The following is a 17,641-nucleotide window of genomic DNA, read 5'->3' as shown; positions in this document are numbered from 1 at the left end:
AACCCCCGAGACAACTTCAGCCCCGGCCGCAAGGCCGGGGCTTTTTCGATCCCGGACCCGGCGACCATGCACTCCGCGCTCCGGAGGGCGCAGCAGTGGAAACCGGCCGGCACGCACGCATATTCAGGCATCGACCGGGAGGATCGCATGAGTTCGGAGCAGAGTGTGGACGCCAATGTCGCCGAGCAGGCCGGCGCCGACGGGACGCCGCTGCGGGTCACCGCAACCCCGGCGGCCCTCGCGCTGATCGACGAGCTGCGGGGCGAGTACGGTCCGGTCATGTTCCACCAGTCGGGTGGCTGCTGCGACGGCTCGTCTCCCATGTGCTATCCCGTCGGCGATTTCCTGGTGAGCGACGGCGACGTCCATCTCGGCACCGTCGGCGGCGCGGACTTCTACATCAGCCGGTCGCAGTTCGAGGTCTGGAAGCACACGCATCTGATCCTCGACGTGGTGCCGGGCCGCGGTGGCATGTTCTCGCTGGAGAACGGTCGGGAGAAGCGCTTCCACATCCGCTCGCGCCTGTTCTCCGAGGCGGAGAACCGGGCGCTCGAGGAGGCGTGCAGGCTCTGACGGCGCGAGCTTCGAGGAAGGGACTGCGATGGCGACCGTGAAACTCTGGTCCGATTCCGAGGCCGAGGCCGACCCGCGCGTCCGCGCGGTCTTCGCTGACATCCGGGCGACCCGCGGATCCGACTTCGTCAACAATTTCTGGCGGGGCCTCGCCAACGATCCGGCACTGCTGGAACGGACCTGGTCGACGCTCAAGACCGTCATGGGCCCGGGTACCCTCGATCCCCTGACGAAGGAACTGGTCTACATCGCGGTCTCGATCGCGAATGGCTGCCCCTATTGCATCCATTCCCACACCGCGGCGGCGCGGGCCAAGGGCTTGACGGAGGCCCAGCACGGCGAGTTCCTGGCGGTCGTCGGGATGGCCAACCAGACGAACGCACTGGTCAACGGCATGCAGATCCCCGTCGATCCCGCCTTCAGAGTGGAGGAAGGTCCATGAGTTCCGCGTCCGGCACGGAGAAGCAGGGGTTCCGGGTGGTGCACGAAAGTGCGCCGTTCCGCGGCAAGCAGGGGCACATCTACCGACCGGCCGTCTCGGCCGAGTCCGTGAATTCGAAGGCGCTGCACATGCAACTCCTGGAGATCCCGCCCGGGGAGCGGGCCCACGCTCACAAGCACGAATCCCACGAGACGGCGATCTACGTGCTGTCGGGCGTGTCCGGCTGCTTCTGGGGCGAGCGGCTGGAGAACCACGCGATCGCGGGCGCCGGCGAGTTCGTCTACATCGCCGCCGACGTGCCGCACCTGCCCTACAACCGCAGCCAGACGGAGCCCGTCACCGCGGTGATCGCCCGGACGGACCCGAACGAGCAGGAGAGCGTCGTCCTGCTGCCGCACCTCGAGGCCGGCGTCGACTGGTCGAAGGCCGAGGTCTAGCGGCTCAGCGCTGCTCGATCCGCTCGTTGGCGAGACGCTCCGCCCGGGTGCGCTCGTCGGCCGAGAGACCGGAGAGGGTCTGATCCAGCCACGCGTCGGACAGGCCCTGTCCGGCCGCCGCGAGGTTCCAGGCGGCCGCCTCCACGGGATTCTTGGCGACACCGCGACCCACGGCGTAGAGCCGCGCGACGCGGTTCTGCGCGATGGCGTTGCCGCGCGAGGCCGCGTGCAGGAAGTACCTCGCGGCCGCCCGCTCGTCCTTGGTGACGCCGGTGCCGTTGAACAGCAGGATCGCGTACTCGACCTCGCTGGCGAGATCGCCGTTGTCGGCGCCGCGCCGGAACAGCTCCGCGGCCTTCGACGGGTCCTTTGGCACGCCGCGGCCCTGCAGGTAGAGCACGCCCAAATCGTGCTGGGCCGGGCCGATCTCGGCGTCGGCCGCCTTGCGGAACTGCGCCGCCGCCGCCGCCTCGTCGGCGGTGGCGCCGGTGCCGATCAGGATCAGTCCGAGATTGTAGGCCGCGGTCGGCGAACCTTGGGCCGTCGCCTGCTCGAGCCAGCGCCGCCCGCCCTTCGGGTCCTTCGGCATGCCGCGGCCGTCGAGGGCCATCAACCCGAGGGACGCCATGGCGGAGGCGTCGTTCTGAGCCGCGGCCAGGCGGTACCAGTCGGCCGCCTTCACCGGGTCCTGCTTCACGCCGAGGCCCTGATTGTACAGTTCCCCGAGCAGCGTCATGGCGGCGGCGTCCTTGGGATTCGCCTCGATCCGCTTCGTCGCCTCGCGGAAGGCGGTGACGTACTGGCCCTTCTGGTAGGCGCCGTAGGCGAAATCCGGCGGCTGGCTGCCCGGCGGCGGCACGGCGCCCCGCGCGTAGTTCGGCGTGTAGGGGCTCGGCAGCTCCGGCATCGACGCCTTGCCGGTCTGCGCCGCGGGTCCGAGCGAGCCGGGCGCCGCGGTCCGGGCCGGATCGGCCGGCCCCGAGGCCGCCCAGGCCGGCGCCGCCAGCAGCGCGGCCCCGGCGAGAGCAGCCGCCAAGCGAACGTCGCGGCCCCTCACGCCTCGATCTCCCGGACGGCGCGCTGGGCCCGCTCGACCGCGCCAGAATCCTGCAGCCACAGGCCGCTCTCCAGGCCGACGAATTCCGCGCCCGTCGCGGCGAGCGGCGCGATCTCGTCGGCGGCGGCGGCCACCGCGATGCAGGGCGTCTCGAAGATCTCGGCCCACCACGCGGCGCGCGCCCGCACGGTCTCCGCCTCGGGCGCGACGCCGTCCGGGTACAGGCCGCCGAACATCAGGTAGTCGATCCCGGCCTCGCCGGCCTCCATCGCGCCGTGCTTGGTCTCCAGGCCGCCGGCGCCGAGAATGCGCCCCTCTCGGAGCCGGCCGCGCAGGTCCTTCAGGTCGCGCGGCTTGTCGACGTGGATGCCGTCGGCCCCGCCGCGGATCGCCACCGTGGCGAGGTCGCCGGCGAAGCCCGGGCAGGCGACGACCAGGGCCGCGCCGCGCTCCTGCACGGTCGGGGCGACCGACTTGACGCGGGCCGTCAGCCCGCGCTCGTCGGTGGTCGCGAGCCTCAGGATCACGGCGGCGACATCGCCGGCTTCGCAGGCGGCCTTCAGGGCCGCCACGAAATCCGCGAGGCCCTCCGCGTCGAGACCGTGCGGTCCGAGCAGGGCGAGACGGGCGCTGTTGCTCATCGCGGCCGACAACCAGCGCCTACTGCGGGCCGATCTTCGGGTCGAGGGCGCCGCTGGCGTAGCGCTTGGCCATCTCGGCGACGGAGATCGGGCGGATCTTCGAGCCCTTGCCGGCGGTGTTGAACTCCTCGAAGCGCTGCTTGCAGAGCTTCGTCATCGCCTCCATGGCGGGCTTCAGGTACTTGCGCGGGTCGAACTCGGACGGGTTCTCGGTGAGCACCTTCCGGATCTGGCCGGTCATCGCCATGCGGTTGTCGGTGTCGATGTTGATCTTGCGCACGCCGTGCTTGATGCCGCGCTGGATCTCCTCGACCGGGACGCCCCAGGTCGGCTTCATCTGGCCGCCGTACTGGTTGATGATGTCCTGCAGGTCCTGCGGCACCGACGAGGAGCCGTGCATGACGAGGTGGGTCGTCGGCAACCGGCGGTGGATCTCCTCGATCACGTTCATCGCCAGCACCTCGCCGTCGGGCTTGCGGGTGAACTTGTAGGCGCCGTGGCTCGTGCCCATGGCCACCGCCAGCGCGTCCACCTTGGTGGCCTCGACGAACTTCACCGCCTCTTCCGGGTCGGTCAGGAGCTGGTCGTGGCTCAGCGTGCCCTCGGCGCCGTGGCCGTCCTCGGCCTCGCCCTGGCCGCTCTCCAGCGAGCCGAGCACGCCCAGCTCGCCCTCGACCGAGACGCCGGCCCAGTGGGCCATCTTGGTGACGTTGCGGGTGATCTCGACGTTGTAGTTGTAGTCGGCCGGGGTCTTGCCGTCGGCCTTCAGCGAGCCGTCCATCATCACCGAGGTGAAGCCGTACTGAATGGCGGTGGCGCAGGTGGCTTCGTTGTTGCCGTGGTCCAGATGCATGCAGACGGGGATGTGCGGGTAGATCTCGACGAGGCCGTCGATCAGCTTCGCGAGCACGACGTCGTTGGCGTAGGCGCGGGCGCCGCGACTCGCCTGGAGGATCACCGGCGAGTCGGTGGCGTCGGCGGCCGCCATGATGGCGAGCCCCTGCTCCATGTTGTTCAGGTTGAAGGCGGGCACGCCGTACTCGTACTCAGCGGCGTGATCGAGGAGCTGCCGGAGGGTGATGCGTGCCATCGTGCGTGTCTTCCCGTTTCCCGTTTCGTCGTCCGCCCGATCGCCGGAGTTGCCGTCAGGCCCTCAGCTGAGCTGTATCGTGTCGCTCTGCCGAGTGCCTTGCTTTCGGTCAATCTCCGACGCGGCCCAGGGCATTCTTTCGGCGGATGATCGGCACCCGGACCGGTTCTCCAGGGCAACGACGGCCTCCGCGATCGCGCTGACACGCGCGTCGAAGCCGCCCGCCATAGCCGGCATCGCTACGCGCGCCCGGATGCCCTTCAGGATCTCGAAGGTCGCGTTCGCCACGTCGTCACCGATCGACTCGGCCCCCCAGCCGATGGAGGCCGGTACCGTAGATAGGGCTCGGTCGAAGGGGGAGGAGAGCAAGGCGGCCGTCTCAGCCCTTCGCCCGCAGCGCCTCGACGCCCGGGAGGGCCTTGCCTTCCAGCCACTCGAGGAAAGCGCCGCCGGCGGTCGAGACGTAGGTGAAGTCCTGCGCCACGCCGGCGTGGTTGAGTGCGGCCACCGTGTCGCCGCCGCCCGCCACCGAGACGAGCTGGCCGGCCTTGGTCTGGGACGCCGCGTGCTTGGCGGCGGCCACGGTCGCGGCGTCGAACGGGGCGAGCTCGAAGGCGCCCAGCGGGCCGTTCCACACCAGAGTCTTTGCCCCGTCGATGGCGGCGTTGATTTCGGCGACCGAGCGCGGACCGGCGTCGAGGATCATGCTCGCGTCCGGCACGGCATCGACCGGCACGGTCTCGTGCGGGGCCTGCGCCTTGAATTCGGTCGCGGCGACGGCATCGACCGGCAGGATGATCCGGCAGCCGGCCTTCTCGGCCGCTGCCAGGATGTGCGTGGCGGTCTCTGCGAGATCCTTCTCGCAGAGGGACTTGCCCACCGCCTTGCCCTGCGCGTGCAGGAAGGTGTTGGCCATGCCGCCGCCGATCACCAGCATGTCGACCTTGGCGACGAGGTTCTCGAGGAGGTCGATCTTTGAGGAGACCTTGGCGCCGCCGACCAGCGCGATCACCGGGCGCTGGGGCGATTCCAGGCCCTTGGTCAGCGCGTCGAGTTCGGCCTGCATCTCGCGGCCCGCGTAGGCCGGCAGCCGGTGCGCCAGACCCTCGGTGGAGGCGTGCGCGCGGTGAGCCGCCGAGAAGGCCTCGTTGACGTAGACGTCGCCGTTCGCCGCCAGGGCGTCCGCGAAGGCCGCGTCGTTCTTCTCCTCGCCCGCGTGGTAGCGGGTGTTCTCGAGCAGGAGGACATCGCCGTCCTTCAGGGCCGCCACCGCCTGCGCGGCCGCGTCGCCGACGCAGTCCGCCGCGAACGCGACGCTGCGCCCCAGGGCCGCGCCGAGGGCGGGGACCACCGGCTCCAGCGAATCCTTCGGCTCGCGCTTGCCCTTCGGGCGGCCGAAATGGGCGAGCAGGATCACCTTGGCGCCCTGCTCGGCGACCTCGCGGATCGTCGGCGCGACGCGCTCGATGCGGGTCGCGTCGGTCACCCGCCCGTTCTCCATGGGCACGTTCAGGTCGACGCGCATGAGGACCCGCTTGCCCTTGAGGGAGCCGGCATCGTCGAGGGTGCGGAAGGCGCTCATGCGGTCTTGTGCGGTCCTGTTCGGGGCGGGGCGGTTACTGCGCGGTGGTGCCGATGGTGGCCCGCTGCGGCAGCAGGCGGTCGAGGTTGAGCCGCTGGACGGCGACCATCAGGACCACGGTCAGGATGGCGGTGATCACGGCGGTGAGGACGAGGGCGCCGGTTCCGGGCAGGCGCCGGGTGCGCTCGGCGAGGCCGCGCATCTCCGTGCGGAGCGCCGCGAGGTCGGACTGGCGCGCGGACTCGTTCATCCGGTTCGCGGCGTTCTCGACCTTGTCCTCGACGCGGGACAGCAGCGCCTCGGAGCGGGCGTACTTGTCCTCAATGCGCGAGCACTTGTCCTCGATGCGCGCGAGTTGATCGAAGAGCTGGTTGGCCGGGAGCGCGTGGGACGGGAGCGCGGAGGCGGCGGGTGCGGCGGTCGCCACGGGAGGTGGTGCGGTCTGGGTGGTGGGCGGCGGCGGAGCCGGCCTGGGGGCGGGCGGCACGGCAGCCGGCCCGCTCGACGTGCCCTGCGAAGCGTCGGTCATCCCTGGAGAGTCCCTGGTTCGAAGAAAGGCCGTCCGAAGAGAGGTGCGGCCGCCGGCCTCAAGGGAGGCGGCGACCGCTGAAGTCCGGCTCAGATGAGCTTGGCCATCGCCACGGCCGTGTCGGCCATGCGGTTCGAGAAGCCCCACTCGTTGTCGTACCAAGTCAGGATGCGCACCAGCACGCCGTCCATGACCTTGGTCTGGTCCAGGTGGAAGGTCGACGAGTGCGGATCGTGATTGAAGTCGATCGAGACGTTCGGCCGGTCGGTGACGCCGAGGACGCCCTTGAGCGGGCCGGAGGCGGCCGCCTTGATGGCGTCGTTGATCTCCTGAACCGTGGTGGCGCGCTTGGCCGTGAACACGAGGTCGACCGCCGAGACGTTCGGGGTCGGCACGCGGATCGCGGTGCCGTCGAGCTTGCCCTTGAGCTCCGGGAGCACGAGGCCGACGGCCTTGGCCGCGCCGGTCGAGGTCGGGATCATCGAGAGCGCCGCGGCGCGGGCCCGGTACAGATCCTTGTGCATCTGGTCCAACGAGGGCTGGTCGTTGGTGTAGGAGTGGATCGTGGTCATGAAGCCGCGCTCGATGCCGACGGCCTCGTCCAGCACCTTCGCCACCGGGGCGAGGCAGTTCGTGGTGCAGGAGGCGTTCGAGACGACGTGGTGCTCGCCCGTGAGCTTGTCGTGGTTGACGCCGTAGACTACCGTCAGGTCGGCGCCGTCGGCCGGGGCCGAGACGAGAACGCGCTTGGCGCCGGCGTCGAGATGGGCCTTCGCCTTGTCCTTCGAGGTGAAGATGCCGGTGCATTCCAGGGCGATGTCGACGCCGAGGTCGCGGTGCGGCAGCTCGGCCGGGTTGCGCACGGCCGTGACCTTGATGCGCTTGCCGTTGACCACGAGGAACTCGCCGTCGACCGCGACCTCGCCGGGGAAGCGGCCGTGCACGGAATCGTAGCGGAGCAGGTGGGCGTTGGTCTCCACCGGGCCGAGATCGTTGATCGCCACGACCTCGATGTCGCTGCGGCCGGCTTCCGCGATCGCGCGCAGGACGTTGCGGCCGATGCGCCCGAACCCGTTGATGGCAACCTTCGTCACGGCGTGACTCCTTCCTGATGCGGCTCGCCGCGCGCCGGACCTCAGGGGGGCGGTCCGCGGAGCGGTCTCGGCGGCCCGCCATACCGTCCGGGCCGGGCCGGGCGGGATCTGGGCGGGCGGGTTTGAACCTGCGATGAACCGGACCGGGAGAGGCCGGGCTTCCACGCCCGTGACCGTCAATTTGGACGGTGCTGGCTGAGGCCTCGGAACTGTCGCGGACCGGCCCTCCGGCATGTCTCGCGCGGTCCCTCTCGGGATCGCGCGGCTGTCTAGCATGGAGCCTCGACCTGTCAAACGCGTGGCTGTGACAAAGACCTTCGATCCACCGACCAATAAACAGGGATCGCGACGATCCATTCGGTCAGCGACCGGATCGGGGATCGAACGCGTTTTCGCGCTGGAATTTCGCCTGCATTCGACGGAAAGCTTCGCGTCGGGGTAGACGAAGAACCATGGCCGACGAGACCGAGACCCGTTCCATCGACAACGCCCTCAACCGGCTCGAAGCGGCGATCAACCGCCTCGACGCCGTCGTCCAGCATCGCCTCGAGACGGACGCGCAGCCCGCCGACCGGGACGCGGAACTCGCCCTGATGGACGAGGACCGGGCCCGGCTCGCGGCCGCCCTGGACGCGGCGAGCGCCCGCCTCGCCACGGTCTCGGCGACGACCGGGGAGGTCGGCCACCGGCTCGACCGGGCCATCGAGACCGTTCAGGATGTGCTCGGACGCGCCTGACACCACCGCCCAAGCCTGTCGGAGCGACCACCGGAGCGATCCTTGCCGCAGATCAACGTGACCATCGACGGCCGCAGCTACCGCATGGCCTGCGGCGAGGGTGAGGAGGCGCATCTCACCGGTCTCGCCGCCCTCCTCGACGGGCGCATCGGCGAGATGCGCAAGAGCTTCGGCGAGATCGGCGACATGCGCCTGCAGGTCATGGCGGCGCTGACCATCGCCGACGAACTCGCGGAACTGCGGTCGCGGATCGCGTCGCTGGAGAGCAGCGTGGCGGAGCTGCGCGCCGCCGCCGAGACCGCGGAGCGCGGGCGGGTCGACGATGCCGAGCGGGCGGCGTTCGGGATCGGCCGGGCGGCCGAGCATATCGGGCGGCTCGCCGACGCCCTCGGCGGATCGGCGCCGCGGGCCTGACCCTCTTCGCGCGGGCGGACAGCGCGAGGCCGGACGTCCTCATGAAGCCGTGGCAGGCCGCGCGCGACGCTCCTAGAAGGGCTCCGCGTCGAACCGGGTCCGCGCCGCCCGGATCGCGCCGTGACGTTCCTCCGCCCATTGCACGAGGCGCGCCAGCGGCTCGAGCAAGGCGGCCCCGAGATCCGTGAGCCGGTACTCGACGCTGGGCGGCTTCGTCGGGAACACCGTCCGCGCGACGAAACCGTCCCGCTCCAGGTCCCGGAGCGTCTGCGTCAGCATCCGCTTCGAGATGTCGGGCAGCGTCCGGAGGAGGGCGCTGAACCGGTGCGGCCCGTCGGCCAGGGCGATCAGGAGCAGCATCGACCACTTGTCGCCGACCCGATCCAGCACGTCCCGCACCGGGCACGCCGCCGGATCGAGAGCGCCGGCCTGCCAGGCCGCGTACTTGGCCGCCAGCTCGGCGCGGGCGAGCGGCACCGCGGTTTCCTCCGAGTAACCTGGTCCCAAAATCCTGCCTCCTTCACCGCGCTGGCGGTCTCATCTAGTGACCATGCTCCGATATTGAACCATGAGGAGCGATCATGAGCCCGACCAGTCAGCCGACTTACTTCGTGACCGGCGCCACGGGCCAACTCGGCCGCCGAGTCGTCGCGGCGCTCCTGCAGCGCGTACCGGCCGGCGCGTTGATGGCCGGCGCGCGCGACACCGAGGGCGAGGCTGCACGGAGCCTGCGAAGCCTCGGCGTCGCGGTCCGACGGGCCGACTACGCGGACCCGACGAGCCTGGACGCGGCGCTCGAGGGCATCCAGCGGCTCCTGCTGATCTCGTCCAGCGAGATCGGCCGGCGCGTGGCGCAGCATCGCAACGTCATCGACAGCGCCAAGCGGGTCGGTGTCGGCCTGATCGCCTACACGAGCGTCCTGCACGCCGACACGTCGGCACTCGCCCTGGCCGAGGAGCATCGCCGGACCGAGCGGCTGCTCGAAGCCTCCGGCGTGCCGTTCGTCCTGCTGCGCAACGGCTGGTACACGGAGAACTACGCCGCCGGTATCGCGCCGGCGCTCGCCCACGGCGCAGTCCTCGGCTGCGCGGGCGACGGGCGCATCGCCTCGGCGGCGCGGGCCGATTACGCCGCGGCGGCGGCCTCGGTCCTCACCGCCGACGGGCAGGGTGGCCGCATCTACGAGCTGGCGGGCGACGAGGCCTACACGCTGACCGAGTTCGCCGCGGCGATCGCTGCGGCCGCCGGCAAGCCGGTCGCGTACCGCGATCTGCCGCAGGCCGAGTACGAGGCGGCGCTGGTCGCCGCCGGGTTGCCGGCGGATCTCGCAGCGCTGCTCGCCGACTCGGACTCGGCCGCGGCCCGCGGCGCCCTCAACGACGACACGCGTCAGCTGAGCGTGCTGATCGGCAGGCCGACGACGCCCTACCGGTCCACGGTGCGCGACGCCGTCGCGCGGCTCTGAATCCGCGTTGGCCCGTCACTCCGTCTCGGCAATGTAGCGCCCCAGCGCCGCCGCGGCCCGGAGCATGTGGGCGCGCATGCGACGGGCGGCCGTCTCGCCGTCCCCCTCGGCGATGGCCGACAGGATCTCGCCGTGCTCCTCCCGCGAGCGACGGATCCGGTCGGCGTGGCGGAGCTGCGTGCGCCGGAACGCGGCCAGCCGCTCGCGGATCGCGAGCGCCTGCTCGGCCATGAAGCCGTTGTGCGTCGCCGTGTAGAGTGCCTCGTGGAAGGCGCGGTTGAATCGGTCGTAGGCGTCGACGTCGCCCGCCTCGACCGCCTTAGCGGATTCCTCGTGGAGCTCCATCAGCTCCCCGCGCTCGAGGGGTGTCATCCGGTAGGTGGCTAGCCGGGCGCACATCGCCTCGATCTCGGCGGTCGTCTCGAACATGTCGGCGATCCGCTGCGGCGTCAGGCGCGCCACCACCACGCCCCGCCGGGGCCGGATCTCCACGAGGCCCGAGGCCGCGAGCTGGCGCAGCGCCTCACGGACGGGTGTGCGCGATGCGCCGTAGCGATCGGCGAGGTTCTGCTCGTCGAGGGCCGTACCGGCCGCGATCGTCCCCGACGCGATGGCGTCGGTGAGCGCGTCGCGGATCCGGTCCGAGAGCAGCCCGCTGTCGATCTTCTGGAAGTCGCCGTGCATCCGCCGTTCCTCGAGCGTCCCGTGAGCGGCGCCTGCCCGTCCTCGGGAAGACGATGCGGGACCATACCCTAATCCGCGCGTGCGGATCCGCTTTTCGGCCGGGAAGCCGGTGAGCCGACGCGTCAGCCGACCAGGGCCCGCACCGTCAGGAACAGGATCGAGGGTCCGACGAGGCAGCCGATGCCGGTGTGGAACGTCGCCGTCAGTGCGCCGTAGGGGACGAGTTTCGGATCCGTCGCCGCGAGGCCCCCGGCGACTCCGCTGACCGTACCCATCAGGCCGCCATACGCCATGGCCGAGCGCGGGTTGTCGAGGCCGATCAGCCGGGCGACCAGGGGCGTTCCGACCATCACCATCACCGCCTTGGTCACTCCGGTGGCGATGGACAGCGCCATCACGGTGGAATCCGCGCCGATCGCCGCGCCGGTGACGGGCCCGACGATGTAGGTGATCGCCCCGGCGCCGATCGTCGTGATCGAGACCGCGTCGTGATAGCCGAAAGCCACGGCGGTCAGGGTGCCGACGATGAACGGCAAGATAGTGCCCAGCGCCAGCGCCAGGACACCCAGTAAGCCCGCGCGCCGCGCCTCGATCACGTCGACCTCGAAGGCGGTGGCGACGATGGCGAAGTCGCGCAGCATCGCCCCGCCCATGAGGCCGATCCCGGCGAGCGCCGGGATGTCGGCGAGGCCCTTCTTCCCGCCCGTGTAGAGCCCGCCGACATAGGCGAGCACCAGACCGAGCACGATCGCGATCGCGGAGCCGTGGACCCGGCCGTTGGTCAGGTGCTTGGCGGAGAAGTTCGAGACCAGGATCAGCGCACCGACCACCGCGAAGGCGGCCACGAGGCTCTGCTCGACGAAGACGTCCTCGATGCCGTGCCAGATGTCGTGTCCCATGGCGATCACCCCTTCCTGGCGACGGGTTCGGCGTCGCCGCCGATCACGGATCCGCCGTGCTCGACGGGGCCGCTGCCGGGATCGCGCCGGCCGATCCGGCTCAGCAGGGCGACCGCGCCGAAGCACAGGACCAGGGAGCCGGTCGCGGCGATCAGCACGATCGGGCCGCCGCTCACGGCGGCGACGACGTTCTGCTGGGCCGCCATGGCGACCACGATCGGGATGTACATCCCCGCCCAGAACTCGACGCCGAACTGAACGCCCTTCGTCAGGCGGCCCCGGCGGGACAGCCACAGGCGCGCGGCGATGAGCAGGATCATGGCGATGCCGACGCCGCCGACATTGGCCTTCACGCCGAGGGCCAGGCCGAGGAGATCGCCGAGATACACGCCGACCAGCGTGCAGGCGGCGAGCAGGGCGACACCGAGAACGATCATCGGCGTTGCCCCTTCCAGGAAGCGGCTCTTCTGGCCGCATTCGACGGCCGTATGGACGCGTGCGACATGGCGCGTTGCCCTCCCGGATCGGCCTCGGAGGCCGTTGGTGAAAGTATGCAAGATATTGACAGGCGCGCAATCACGTATACGAAACTGTGATATCGAAGGGTTTGAGAATACCAGAGCGCCCGCTATATGACGTTCGGTACACCGGTGGGAGCACGCGGATGGGCGAGTGGCGCGGTGAGAGGCAGGCGCGCGACGCGCGGATCGCGGCGGGGCGCGCCCATGCGGACGGTAAGGTCGTGCCGGCCGGAGCCGTGGTCGACCTCCTGGAGGCCATCCTGCGGCCCGGCGACCGCGTCTGCCTCGAGGGCGACAACCAGAAGCAGGCCGACTGCCTCGCCCGCGGCCTGAGCGCCTGCGATCCCGAGAAGATCCACGACCTGCACATGGTCCAGTCGGGGATCGTGCTGCCCGAGCACCTCGACGTGTTCGAGACCGGGATCGCGAAGCGGCTCGACTACTCGTATTCGGGTCCGCAGGGCGCCCGCATCGCCAAGATGCTCTACGGCGGCCAGATCGAGCTCGGGGCGGTGCACACCTACCTAGAGCTGTTCGCCCGCTACTTCGTCGACCTCACGCCCAACGTGGCGCTGATCGCCGGCGTCTCGGTCGACCGGAATGGCAACCTGTATACGGGGCCGAATACCGAGGACACGCCGACCGTCGTGGAGGCGACCGCCTTCAAGAACGGCGTCGTGGTCGCGCAGGTCAACGAGATCGTCGACGTAGTCCCGCGGGTCGACATCCCGGGCGACCGGATCGACTTCGTAGTCGAGGCCGACAAGCCCTTCTACGTGGAGCCGCTCTTCACCCGCGACCCGGCGGCGATGACCGAGACGCAGATCCTGATCGCCATGATGGCGATCAAAGGGATCTACGCCGAGTACGGCATCAAGCGGCTCAACCACGGCATCGGGTTCGGCACGGCGGCGATCGAGCTGCTGCTGCCGACTTACGGCGAGAAGCTCGGCCTCAAGGGCAAGATCGCCACGCACTGGGCGCTGAATCCGCACCCGACCCTGATCCCGGCGATCGAGTCCGGATGGGTCAAGCAGGTCCACTGCTTCGGCTCCGAGGTCGGGATGGACCGCTACATCCGCGAGCGTCCGGACGTCTTCTTCACCGGCGCCGACGGGAGCCTGCGCTCGAACCGGGCCTTCTGCCAGACCGCCGGCCTCTACGCCTGCGACATGTTCATCGGCGCGACCCTGCAGATCGACCTGATGGGCCATTCCTCGACCATCACCCAGTCGCGGGTGGCGGGCTTCGGCGGGGCGCCCAACATGGGGTCGGACCCGCACGGACGACGCCACCCCTCCGACGCCTGGATGAAGGCCGGCCGCGAGGGCCAGATCGTCGGCGATCCGGCACTGATGCGCGGGCGCAAGCTCGTCGTGCAGCTGGTCGAGACCTTCGGCGACAAGCTGGTGCCGACCTTCGTGGAGAAGCTCGACGCCCTCGAACTGGCCAAAAAGATCGGCCTCGAGCTGGCGCCGGTCATGATCTACGCGGACGACGTCACTCACATCGTCACCGAGGAAGGCATCGCCAACCTCCTGCTATGCCGCGACGCCGACGAGCGCGAGCAGGCGATCCGGGGCGTGGCCGGCTACACCGAGGTTGGACGCGGTCGAGACCGGGCGAAGGTCGAGGAGCTGCGCGCCCGGGGCGTCATCCGACGCCCGGAGGATCTGGGCATCGAGCCGCTCGACGCCGACCGCGCACTGCTCGCCGCGAAGTCGATCAAGGATCTCGTGCACTGGTCCGGCGGGCTCTACGAGCCGCCCGCCCGCTTCCGGAACTGGTAGCGTCGCGCGATGACGTATCCGCACCCGAGGAGCCGGCGATGGAATCCCTGACCTTCCGCCACACCACCAGGAAGCCGCTGGCCGGCTCGGCGCCGAGCGCGATCACCGGCGTCGTCGCCTCCGGCAACCTGGAGATCCTGCTGGAGCGGGTGCTGCCGCCGGATGCCTGCGAGGTGGCCATCGAGACCCCGATCGCCGGCTACGGCGACGTCTGGGAGGCGGTGGTGGCCGATTTCGTTGCCCGGGCGCAGCCGGGCGGCCTCCGCATCAGCATCAACGACGGCGGCGCCCGCCCCGACACCGTGTCGCTGCGCCTGCTCCAGGGCGCGCGGCTGATGGAGGCCTGACCATGGCTGCCGACCGCGCCGCGCGCTTCGATCCGGACGCCCTGAGCTGGTACGAGGCCACCGCCCGCCAGCGCGTGCTGGCGCTCACCGATCCGGGAAGCTTCCGCGAGTTCCTGCCGCCGACCGAGCGGCGGATGAGCCCGCACCTGCCGCTCTTCGACCTGCCCCGCGCCTTCGACGACGGCATCGTGGTCGGGAGCGCGCGCCTCGACGGCGACCCGGTCCTGGTCGCCGCCCAGGAGGGCCGCTTCATGGGCGGCGCCTTCGGCGAGGTGCACGGCGGCAAGCTGGTCGGCCTGCTCCGCGCGGCCCTGGAGCTGAAGCCGAAGGCGGTCCTTATCTTGTTCGACACCGGCGGCGTCCGCCTTCAGGAGGCCAATGCCGGCGAGACGGCCATCGCCGAGACCATGCGGGCCATCGTCGACGTCCGCGCGGCCGGCATCCCGGTCGTCGGGCTGATCGGCGGGCGGGCCGGCTGCTACGGCGGCGGCGGCCTCATCGCCGGCACCTGCTCGCGGCTCGCCGTGTCGGAGAGCGGGCGCATCTCGGTCTCCGGCCCCGAGGTGATCGAGACCAACAAAGGCGCCGAGGAGTTCGATTCCCGCGACCGCGCTCTGGTCTGGCGGACCATGGGTGGCAAGCACCGTCGCCTGATCGGGGGCGCCGACGCCTTCTGCGCCGACACGGTCGCGGCCTTCCGCGCGGCCGCCCGCGACCTCGTCGGCCGAGCGCCGGCCTTCGATCTGGCGACCCTGGACGCCGAGCAGGCGCGCCTGGAGGCCCGGATCGAGCGGTTCGGCGATTGCCGCGACGCCACCGAGGTCTGGGCGCGCCTCGGCGTGAACGATCCCGACGCGGTGCCGGCGATGGACACGCCCGCCTTCGACGAGACCGTGACCCGGAGCCCGGAGGCAGACCATGACGCTCGCTGAGATCCTCGCCTCCCTGTTCCCGCGGGGACACGCGGTGGCGGTGCGCGACGGCCTCGTGACCGGCACCGGCCCCTTCGCGGACGGTCGGATGCACGTCGTGGGCGTCGACGGCGACACGCCCCTGGGCGTCGACGGGGCGCTGGTCCTGTCGCGCGCCGTGCTCGACGCCGTCCGGGCCGGCGACCGCGCGCCGATCCTCGTGGCGGTGGATTCCGACAGCCAGCGCATGAGCCGCCGCGACGAGTTGCTGGGTCTCAACGAGTGCCTCGCGCATCTCGCCAAGGCGCTGCTCCTGGCCGACCGGTCGGGCCATCCCACGATCGGGCTGATCTACGGCCACTCGGCCGCCGGCGCCTTCATCGCCACGGCGCTCGCGACGCGGGTTCTCGCGGCCCTACCCGGGGCGAACCCGAGCGTGATGGACCTGCCGTCCGTCGCCCGGGTGACCAAGCTGCCGCTCGACACGCTGAAGGACATGGCGAAGTCGACGCCCGTATTCGCGCCCGGCCTCGACAACATGGTGGCGACCGGCGCCGTCCACGTGGTTCTAAACCCGGACCTGTGCCTGGAGGGCCAGATCCGCGCGGTGATCGATACCCTGCCGGCGGAGGATATCCGCGACCGGCTGGGTGCCGAGCGGGGCGGTCGCCCGGTCGCCCGCACCGTCGCGGCGGCCGTGGCCGACCAAGCCCGTCTTGGCTGAGCCGTTCCGACGCCACGACCTCGTCCGGGTCGATCCGGCGGCCTTGGCGGCTTGGCGCGCGGACCGGCCCGACCTCGGCGCCGTCCCCCATCTCGACGGCTGGGCCGCTGCGGGCCGGCCGCTGATCGTCCGCCGCCGCGTCCCCGGAGAGACCGGCGACGCGGTGCCGCTCGGCCTGCCGCTGCCGCCCGCGGACGGCAAGCGGCGGATCGGGCTATCGCTGCCGGCTTCGGCGCTGGCGCCCGCACCGGTGGTGACCCTCGCCGAGGCCGTCGCCCGCGCGCCGGCGGCCTGGGGCCCGACCCTCGACGCCCTGACGGCGCTCGGCCGACGGCACGGCCTCGTGCCGCGCCCCTTCGGCAGCCTCCTCTGGCAGGCGGTCACGGGCCTGACCTACCTGAGCGCCACCTCCGACCTCGACCTGCTCTGGCCGTGCCCACCACCGGTGCCGGTCGACCTTCTCGACGGCATCGCCGCCGTGGCGGAGACGGCGCCGATGGGCATCGACGGCGAGATCCAGTTGCCGGACGGCGCCGACCTGCACTGGAGCGAGCTGCGCGACGCGCCGGAGGACGGCTCGGTGCTCGCCAAGAGCCTGGACCAGCTGCTTCTGCGGCCGGTCGCGGGACTGCGCGGCCCGGGCGCGGCATGACCCTCGCGATCCTCCTCTCCGGCCAGGGTGGTCAGCACCCGGCGATTTTCGACCTGACGGCCGATCATCCGGCGGCCCAGGACGTGTTCGCAGCCGCCAGACCGCTCCTCGGCGGCGCCGACCCGCGCGACTTGGCCCAGGCCGGCGGCGACAACCTGCACGCGAATCGGACCGGCCAGATCCTGTGCTGCGTCGCCGCCCTGGCCGCATGGCGGGCGCTGGCGGAGGCGGCGCCGGACCGGTCGATCGTCGCCGGCTACAGCATCGGCGATCTCGCGGCCTGGGGCGTCGCCGGGCGCCTCGACCTCGCCGACGTGCTCGCCCTGGCGGCACGGCGGGCGGAGGTTATGGACGCCGCATCCGGCGCGGGGTTTGGCCTGGCGGGGATCCGCGGCCTGAGCCTCGACGCGCTCGCGGATCTCGCGGCGCGCCACGGCTGTCACCTCGCCATCCGCAACGCGGCCGACAGCGGCGTCGTCGGCGGTCCGCGCGCAGCGCTGGAGGTGCTGTGCCGGGAGGCGACCGGCGCGGGCGCGCAGCGCGCCGTGGTCCTACCCGTTCACACGCCGTCGCACACGCCCCTGCTCGACGCCGCGACGGCCGCCTTTCGCGACGCGCTCGTGGCGGTGCCGCCGCGCCGCCCGCCGCCCGGAGCGCCCCGGCTGGTCAGCGGGCTGGACGGGAGCACGGTGTTTCGGGATGCCGAGGGTCGCGGGAAGCTGGCGCTCCAGATCTCGCGCACGATCGACTGGGCCGCCTGCCTGGAGGCGTGCCGCGAGTACGGCGCGGACCGCGTGCTCGAACTCGGGCCGGGCCACGCCCTCGCCACCATGGCCCGGACCGCGCTCCCGGCGGCGCGCGTCCACGCCGTCGAGGAATTCCGGACGCTCGACGGCGTGGCGGACTGGCTCGCGCGACCTTAGCCGCGCCGCACTGGGGCCGCACGACCATTGCAGATGGCTGTCGAGTTGCGACGCTAGTCTGGCGATCTGCCGCTCCGGCTCCGCTTGCTTGGCGCAATACTGATGTCGACACATCGCCTTGACGCGCG

General features: G+C 71.3%; 23 protein-coding genes. 12 read left to right on the top strand and 11 right to left on the bottom strand.

All coding sequences use genetic code 11. The annotated features are described in order from the left end of the window. Positions 1-147 precede the first annotated feature (147 nt). The 3 genes from ASG32_RS01715 to ASG32_RS01705 are packed head-to-tail and all read left to right on the top strand — an operon-like array spanning position 148 to position 1,452. Positions 148-573, top strand: a complete 426-nt coding sequence (locus tag ASG32_RS01715; protein ID WP_026604679.1) for a DUF779 domain-containing protein — start codon at positions 148-150, stop codon at positions 571-573. A gap of 28 nt (positions 574-601) precedes the next feature. Further along, complete coding sequence (locus ASG32_RS01710) at positions 602-1,015, top strand: carboxymuconolactone decarboxylase family protein (protein WP_056521806.1); 414 nt, start codon at positions 602-604, stop codon at positions 1,013-1,015. Continuing rightward, positions 1,012-1,452 (top strand): cupin domain-containing protein, encoded by a 441-nt coding sequence (locus ASG32_RS01705; protein WP_056521803.1) that lies wholly within the window; start codon positions 1,012-1,014, stop codon positions 1,450-1,452. Before ASG32_RS01710 ends, ASG32_RS01705 begins: the two co-directional genes overlap by 4 nt. Positions 1,453-1,456: 4 nt before the next feature. Here the strand turns inward: ASG32_RS01705 and ASG32_RS01700 are convergent, their stop codons facing one another. From ASG32_RS01700 to gap, 7 genes are all read right to left on the bottom strand, one after another. After that, positions 1,457-2,488, bottom strand: a complete 1,032-nt coding sequence (locus ASG32_RS01700) for a tetratricopeptide repeat protein (protein ID WP_020091524.1) — start codon at positions 2,486-2,488, stop codon at positions 1,457-1,459. Between the two features lie 17 nt (positions 2,489-2,505). After that, positions 2,506-3,150, bottom strand: coding sequence for a thiamine phosphate synthase (locus ASG32_RS01695; RefSeq protein ID WP_056521801.1), 645 nt, complete (start codon positions 3,148-3,150; stop codon positions 2,506-2,508). A 19-nt stretch (positions 3,151-3,169) separates the two neighbouring features. Beyond that, positions 3,170-4,240 (bottom strand): class II fructose-bisphosphate aldolase, encoded by a 1,071-nt coding sequence (gene fba, locus ASG32_RS01690; protein ID WP_056521798.1) that lies wholly within the window; start codon positions 4,238-4,240, stop codon positions 3,170-3,172. Positions 4,241-4,303: 63 nt separating this feature from the next. After that, positions 4,304-4,528, bottom strand: coding sequence for a hypothetical protein (locus tag ASG32_RS01685; protein ID WP_157861889.1), 225 nt, complete (start codon positions 4,526-4,528; stop codon positions 4,304-4,306). Between the two features lie 91 nt (positions 4,529-4,619). Beyond that, positions 4,620-5,822 (bottom strand): phosphoglycerate kinase, encoded by a 1,203-nt coding sequence (locus tag ASG32_RS01680; protein WP_056521791.1) that lies wholly within the window; start codon positions 5,820-5,822, stop codon positions 4,620-4,622. A gap of 34 nt (positions 5,823-5,856) precedes the next feature. Beyond that, positions 5,857-6,351, bottom strand: a complete 495-nt coding sequence (locus ASG32_RS01675; RefSeq protein ID WP_026604681.1) for a hypothetical protein — start codon at positions 6,349-6,351, stop codon at positions 5,857-5,859. A gap of 89 nt (positions 6,352-6,440) precedes the next feature. Further along, complete coding sequence (gene gap, locus ASG32_RS01670; RefSeq protein WP_012317185.1) at positions 6,441-7,445, bottom strand: type I glyceraldehyde-3-phosphate dehydrogenase; 1,005 nt, start codon at positions 7,443-7,445, stop codon at positions 6,441-6,443. A gap of 452 nt (positions 7,446-7,897) precedes the next feature. Between gap and ASG32_RS01665 the strand changes: the two genes are divergently transcribed. Next, a complete protein-coding gene (locus ASG32_RS01665) occupies positions 7,898-8,182 on the top strand; it encodes a DUF4164 family protein (protein WP_056521788.1) in 285 nt (94 codons plus the stop codon). 42 nt (positions 8,183-8,224) lie between these two features. Next, complete coding sequence (locus ASG32_RS01660) at positions 8,225-8,596, top strand: cell division protein ZapA (protein ID WP_020091531.1); 372 nt, start codon at positions 8,225-8,227, stop codon at positions 8,594-8,596. A gap of 72 nt (positions 8,597-8,668) precedes the next feature. Here the strand turns inward: ASG32_RS01660 and ASG32_RS01655 are convergent, their stop codons facing one another. Then, complete coding sequence (locus ASG32_RS01655; RefSeq protein ID WP_056521784.1) at positions 8,669-9,103, bottom strand: helix-turn-helix domain-containing protein; 435 nt, start codon at positions 9,101-9,103, stop codon at positions 8,669-8,671. Positions 9,104-9,177: 74 nt separating this feature from the next. On the opposite strand from ASG32_RS01655, the gene ASG32_RS01650 reads away from it, so the two are divergent. After that, positions 9,178-10,062 carry an NmrA family NAD(P)-binding protein gene (locus ASG32_RS01650; RefSeq protein ID WP_056521781.1) on the top strand — a complete coding sequence of 295 codons (885 nt, stop codon included), beginning with the start codon at positions 9,178-9,180 and terminating at the stop codon, positions 10,060-10,062. 15 nt (positions 10,063-10,077) lie between these two features. Here the strand turns inward: ASG32_RS01650 and ASG32_RS01645 are convergent, their stop codons facing one another. The 3 genes from ASG32_RS01645 to madL all read right to left on the bottom strand — a co-directional run bounded on the left by ASG32_RS01645 (position 10,078) and on the right by madL (position 12,082). Further along, on the bottom strand, positions 10,078-10,746 hold the full coding sequence (locus ASG32_RS01645; protein WP_020091534.1) for a GntR family transcriptional regulator: 669 nt from the start codon (positions 10,744-10,746) through the stop codon (positions 10,078-10,080). 122 nt (positions 10,747-10,868) lie between these two features. Continuing rightward, a complete protein-coding gene (gene madM, locus ASG32_RS01640) occupies positions 10,869-11,633 on the bottom strand; it encodes a malonate transporter subunit MadM (protein WP_056522271.1) in 765 nt (254 codons plus the stop codon). A gap of 17 nt (positions 11,634-11,650) precedes the next feature. Then, on the bottom strand, positions 11,651-12,082 hold the full coding sequence (madL, locus tag ASG32_RS01635) for a malonate transporter subunit MadL (protein ID WP_056521778.1): 432 nt from the start codon (positions 12,080-12,082) through the stop codon (positions 11,651-11,653). Positions 12,083-12,309: 227 nt separating this feature from the next. Between madL and mdcA the strand changes: the two genes are divergently transcribed. Genes mdcA through ASG32_RS01605 form a run of 6 tightly spaced genes read left to right on the top strand, consistent with a single transcriptional unit; the run spans position 12,310 to position 17,513 of the window. Continuing rightward, positions 12,310-13,956, top strand: coding sequence for a malonate decarboxylase subunit alpha (gene mdcA, locus ASG32_RS01630; RefSeq protein WP_056521775.1), 1,647 nt, complete (start codon positions 12,310-12,312; stop codon positions 13,954-13,956). A 38-nt stretch (positions 13,957-13,994) separates the two neighbouring features. Further along, positions 13,995-14,303, top strand: coding sequence for a malonate decarboxylase acyl carrier protein (gene mdcC / locus ASG32_RS01625; protein ID WP_042671880.1), 309 nt, complete (start codon positions 13,995-13,997; stop codon positions 14,301-14,303). A gap of 2 nt (positions 14,304-14,305) precedes the next feature. Next, positions 14,306-15,235 carry a biotin-independent malonate decarboxylase subunit beta gene (locus ASG32_RS01620; RefSeq protein ID WP_056521772.1) on the top strand — a complete coding sequence of 310 codons (930 nt, stop codon included), beginning with the start codon at positions 14,306-14,308 and terminating at the stop codon, positions 15,233-15,235. Then, entirely contained in the window at positions 15,222-15,938 is a 717-nt protein-coding gene (mdcE, locus tag ASG32_RS01615) for a biotin-independent malonate decarboxylase subunit gamma (RefSeq protein ID WP_056521769.1), read from the top strand. The genes ASG32_RS01620 and mdcE overlap by 14 nt, the downstream gene beginning before the upstream one ends. Continuing rightward, the gene (gene mdcG, locus ASG32_RS01610) at positions 15,931-16,590 is read left to right on the top strand and encodes a malonate decarboxylase holo-[acyl-carrier-protein] synthase (RefSeq protein ID WP_056522269.1); all 660 of its coding nucleotides are present in this window, start codon (positions 15,931-15,933) and stop codon (positions 16,588-16,590) included. Before mdcE ends, mdcG begins: the two co-directional genes overlap by 8 nt. After that, entirely contained in the window at positions 16,587-17,513 is a 927-nt protein-coding gene (locus tag ASG32_RS01605; protein WP_056521765.1) for an acyltransferase domain-containing protein, read from the top strand. The genes mdcG and ASG32_RS01605 overlap by 4 nt, the downstream gene beginning before the upstream one ends. The last annotated feature ends 128 nt before the right edge of the window (positions 17,514-17,641 follow it).

The organism is Methylobacterium sp. Leaf361, from assembly GCF_001424445.1.
In the GTDB taxonomy this organism is placed as follows: domain Bacteria; phylum Pseudomonadota; class Alphaproteobacteria; order Rhizobiales; family Beijerinckiaceae; genus Methylobacterium.
Note: the sequence above shows the minus strand (reverse complement) of the source record. Positions and strands in the feature narration are given on the sequence as shown.

Coding starts and splice junctions, on each gene's coding strand:
- ASG32_RS01695 (WP_056521801.1), bottom strand. CDS start 3,150: ATGAGCAACAGCGCCCGTCTCGCCCTGCTCGGACCGCACGGTCTCGAC.
- ASG32_RS01675 (WP_026604681.1), bottom strand. CDS start 6,351: ATGACCGACGCTTCGCAGGGCACGTCGAGCGGGCCGGCTGCCGTGCCG.
- ASG32_RS01645 (WP_020091534.1), bottom strand. CDS start 10,746: ATGCACGGCGACTTCCAGAAGATCGACAGCGGGCTGCTCTCGGACCGG.
- ASG32_RS01665 (WP_056521788.1), top strand. CDS start 7,898: ATGGCCGACGAGACCGAGACCCGTTCCATCGACAACGCCCTCAACCGG.
- ASG32_RS01715 (WP_026604679.1), top strand. CDS start 148: ATGAGTTCGGAGCAGAGTGTGGACGCCAATGTCGCCGAGCAGGCCGGC.
- ASG32_RS01710 (WP_056521806.1), top strand. CDS start 602: ATGGCGACCGTGAAACTCTGGTCCGATTCCGAGGCCGAGGCCGACCCG.
- ASG32_RS01680 (WP_056521791.1), bottom strand. CDS start 5,822: ATGAGCGCCTTCCGCACCCTCGACGATGCCGGCTCCCTCAAGGGCAAG.
- ASG32_RS01620 (WP_056521772.1), top strand. CDS start 14,306: ATGGCTGCCGACCGCGCCGCGCGCTTCGATCCGGACGCCCTGAGCTGG.
- fba (WP_056521798.1), bottom strand. CDS start 4,240: ATGGCACGCATCACCCTCCGGCAGCTCCTCGATCACGCCGCTGAGTAC.
- mdcC (WP_042671880.1), top strand. CDS start 13,995: ATGGAATCCCTGACCTTCCGCCACACCACCAGGAAGCCGCTGGCCGGC.
- ASG32_RS01650 (WP_056521781.1), top strand. CDS start 9,178: ATGAGCCCGACCAGTCAGCCGACTTACTTCGTGACCGGCGCCACGGGC.
- ASG32_RS01605 (WP_056521765.1), top strand. CDS start 16,587: ATGACCCTCGCGATCCTCCTCTCCGGCCAGGGTGGTCAGCACCCGGCG.
- mdcE (WP_056521769.1), top strand. CDS start 15,222: ATGACGCTCGCTGAGATCCTCGCCTCCCTGTTCCCGCGGGGACACGCG.
- ASG32_RS01705 (WP_056521803.1), top strand. CDS start 1,012: ATGAGTTCCGCGTCCGGCACGGAGAAGCAGGGGTTCCGGGTGGTGCAC.
- mdcA (WP_056521775.1), top strand. CDS start 12,310: ATGGGCGAGTGGCGCGGTGAGAGGCAGGCGCGCGACGCGCGGATCGCG.
- madL (WP_056521778.1), bottom strand. CDS start 12,082: ATGATCGTTCTCGGTGTCGCCCTGCTCGCCGCCTGCACGCTGGTCGGC.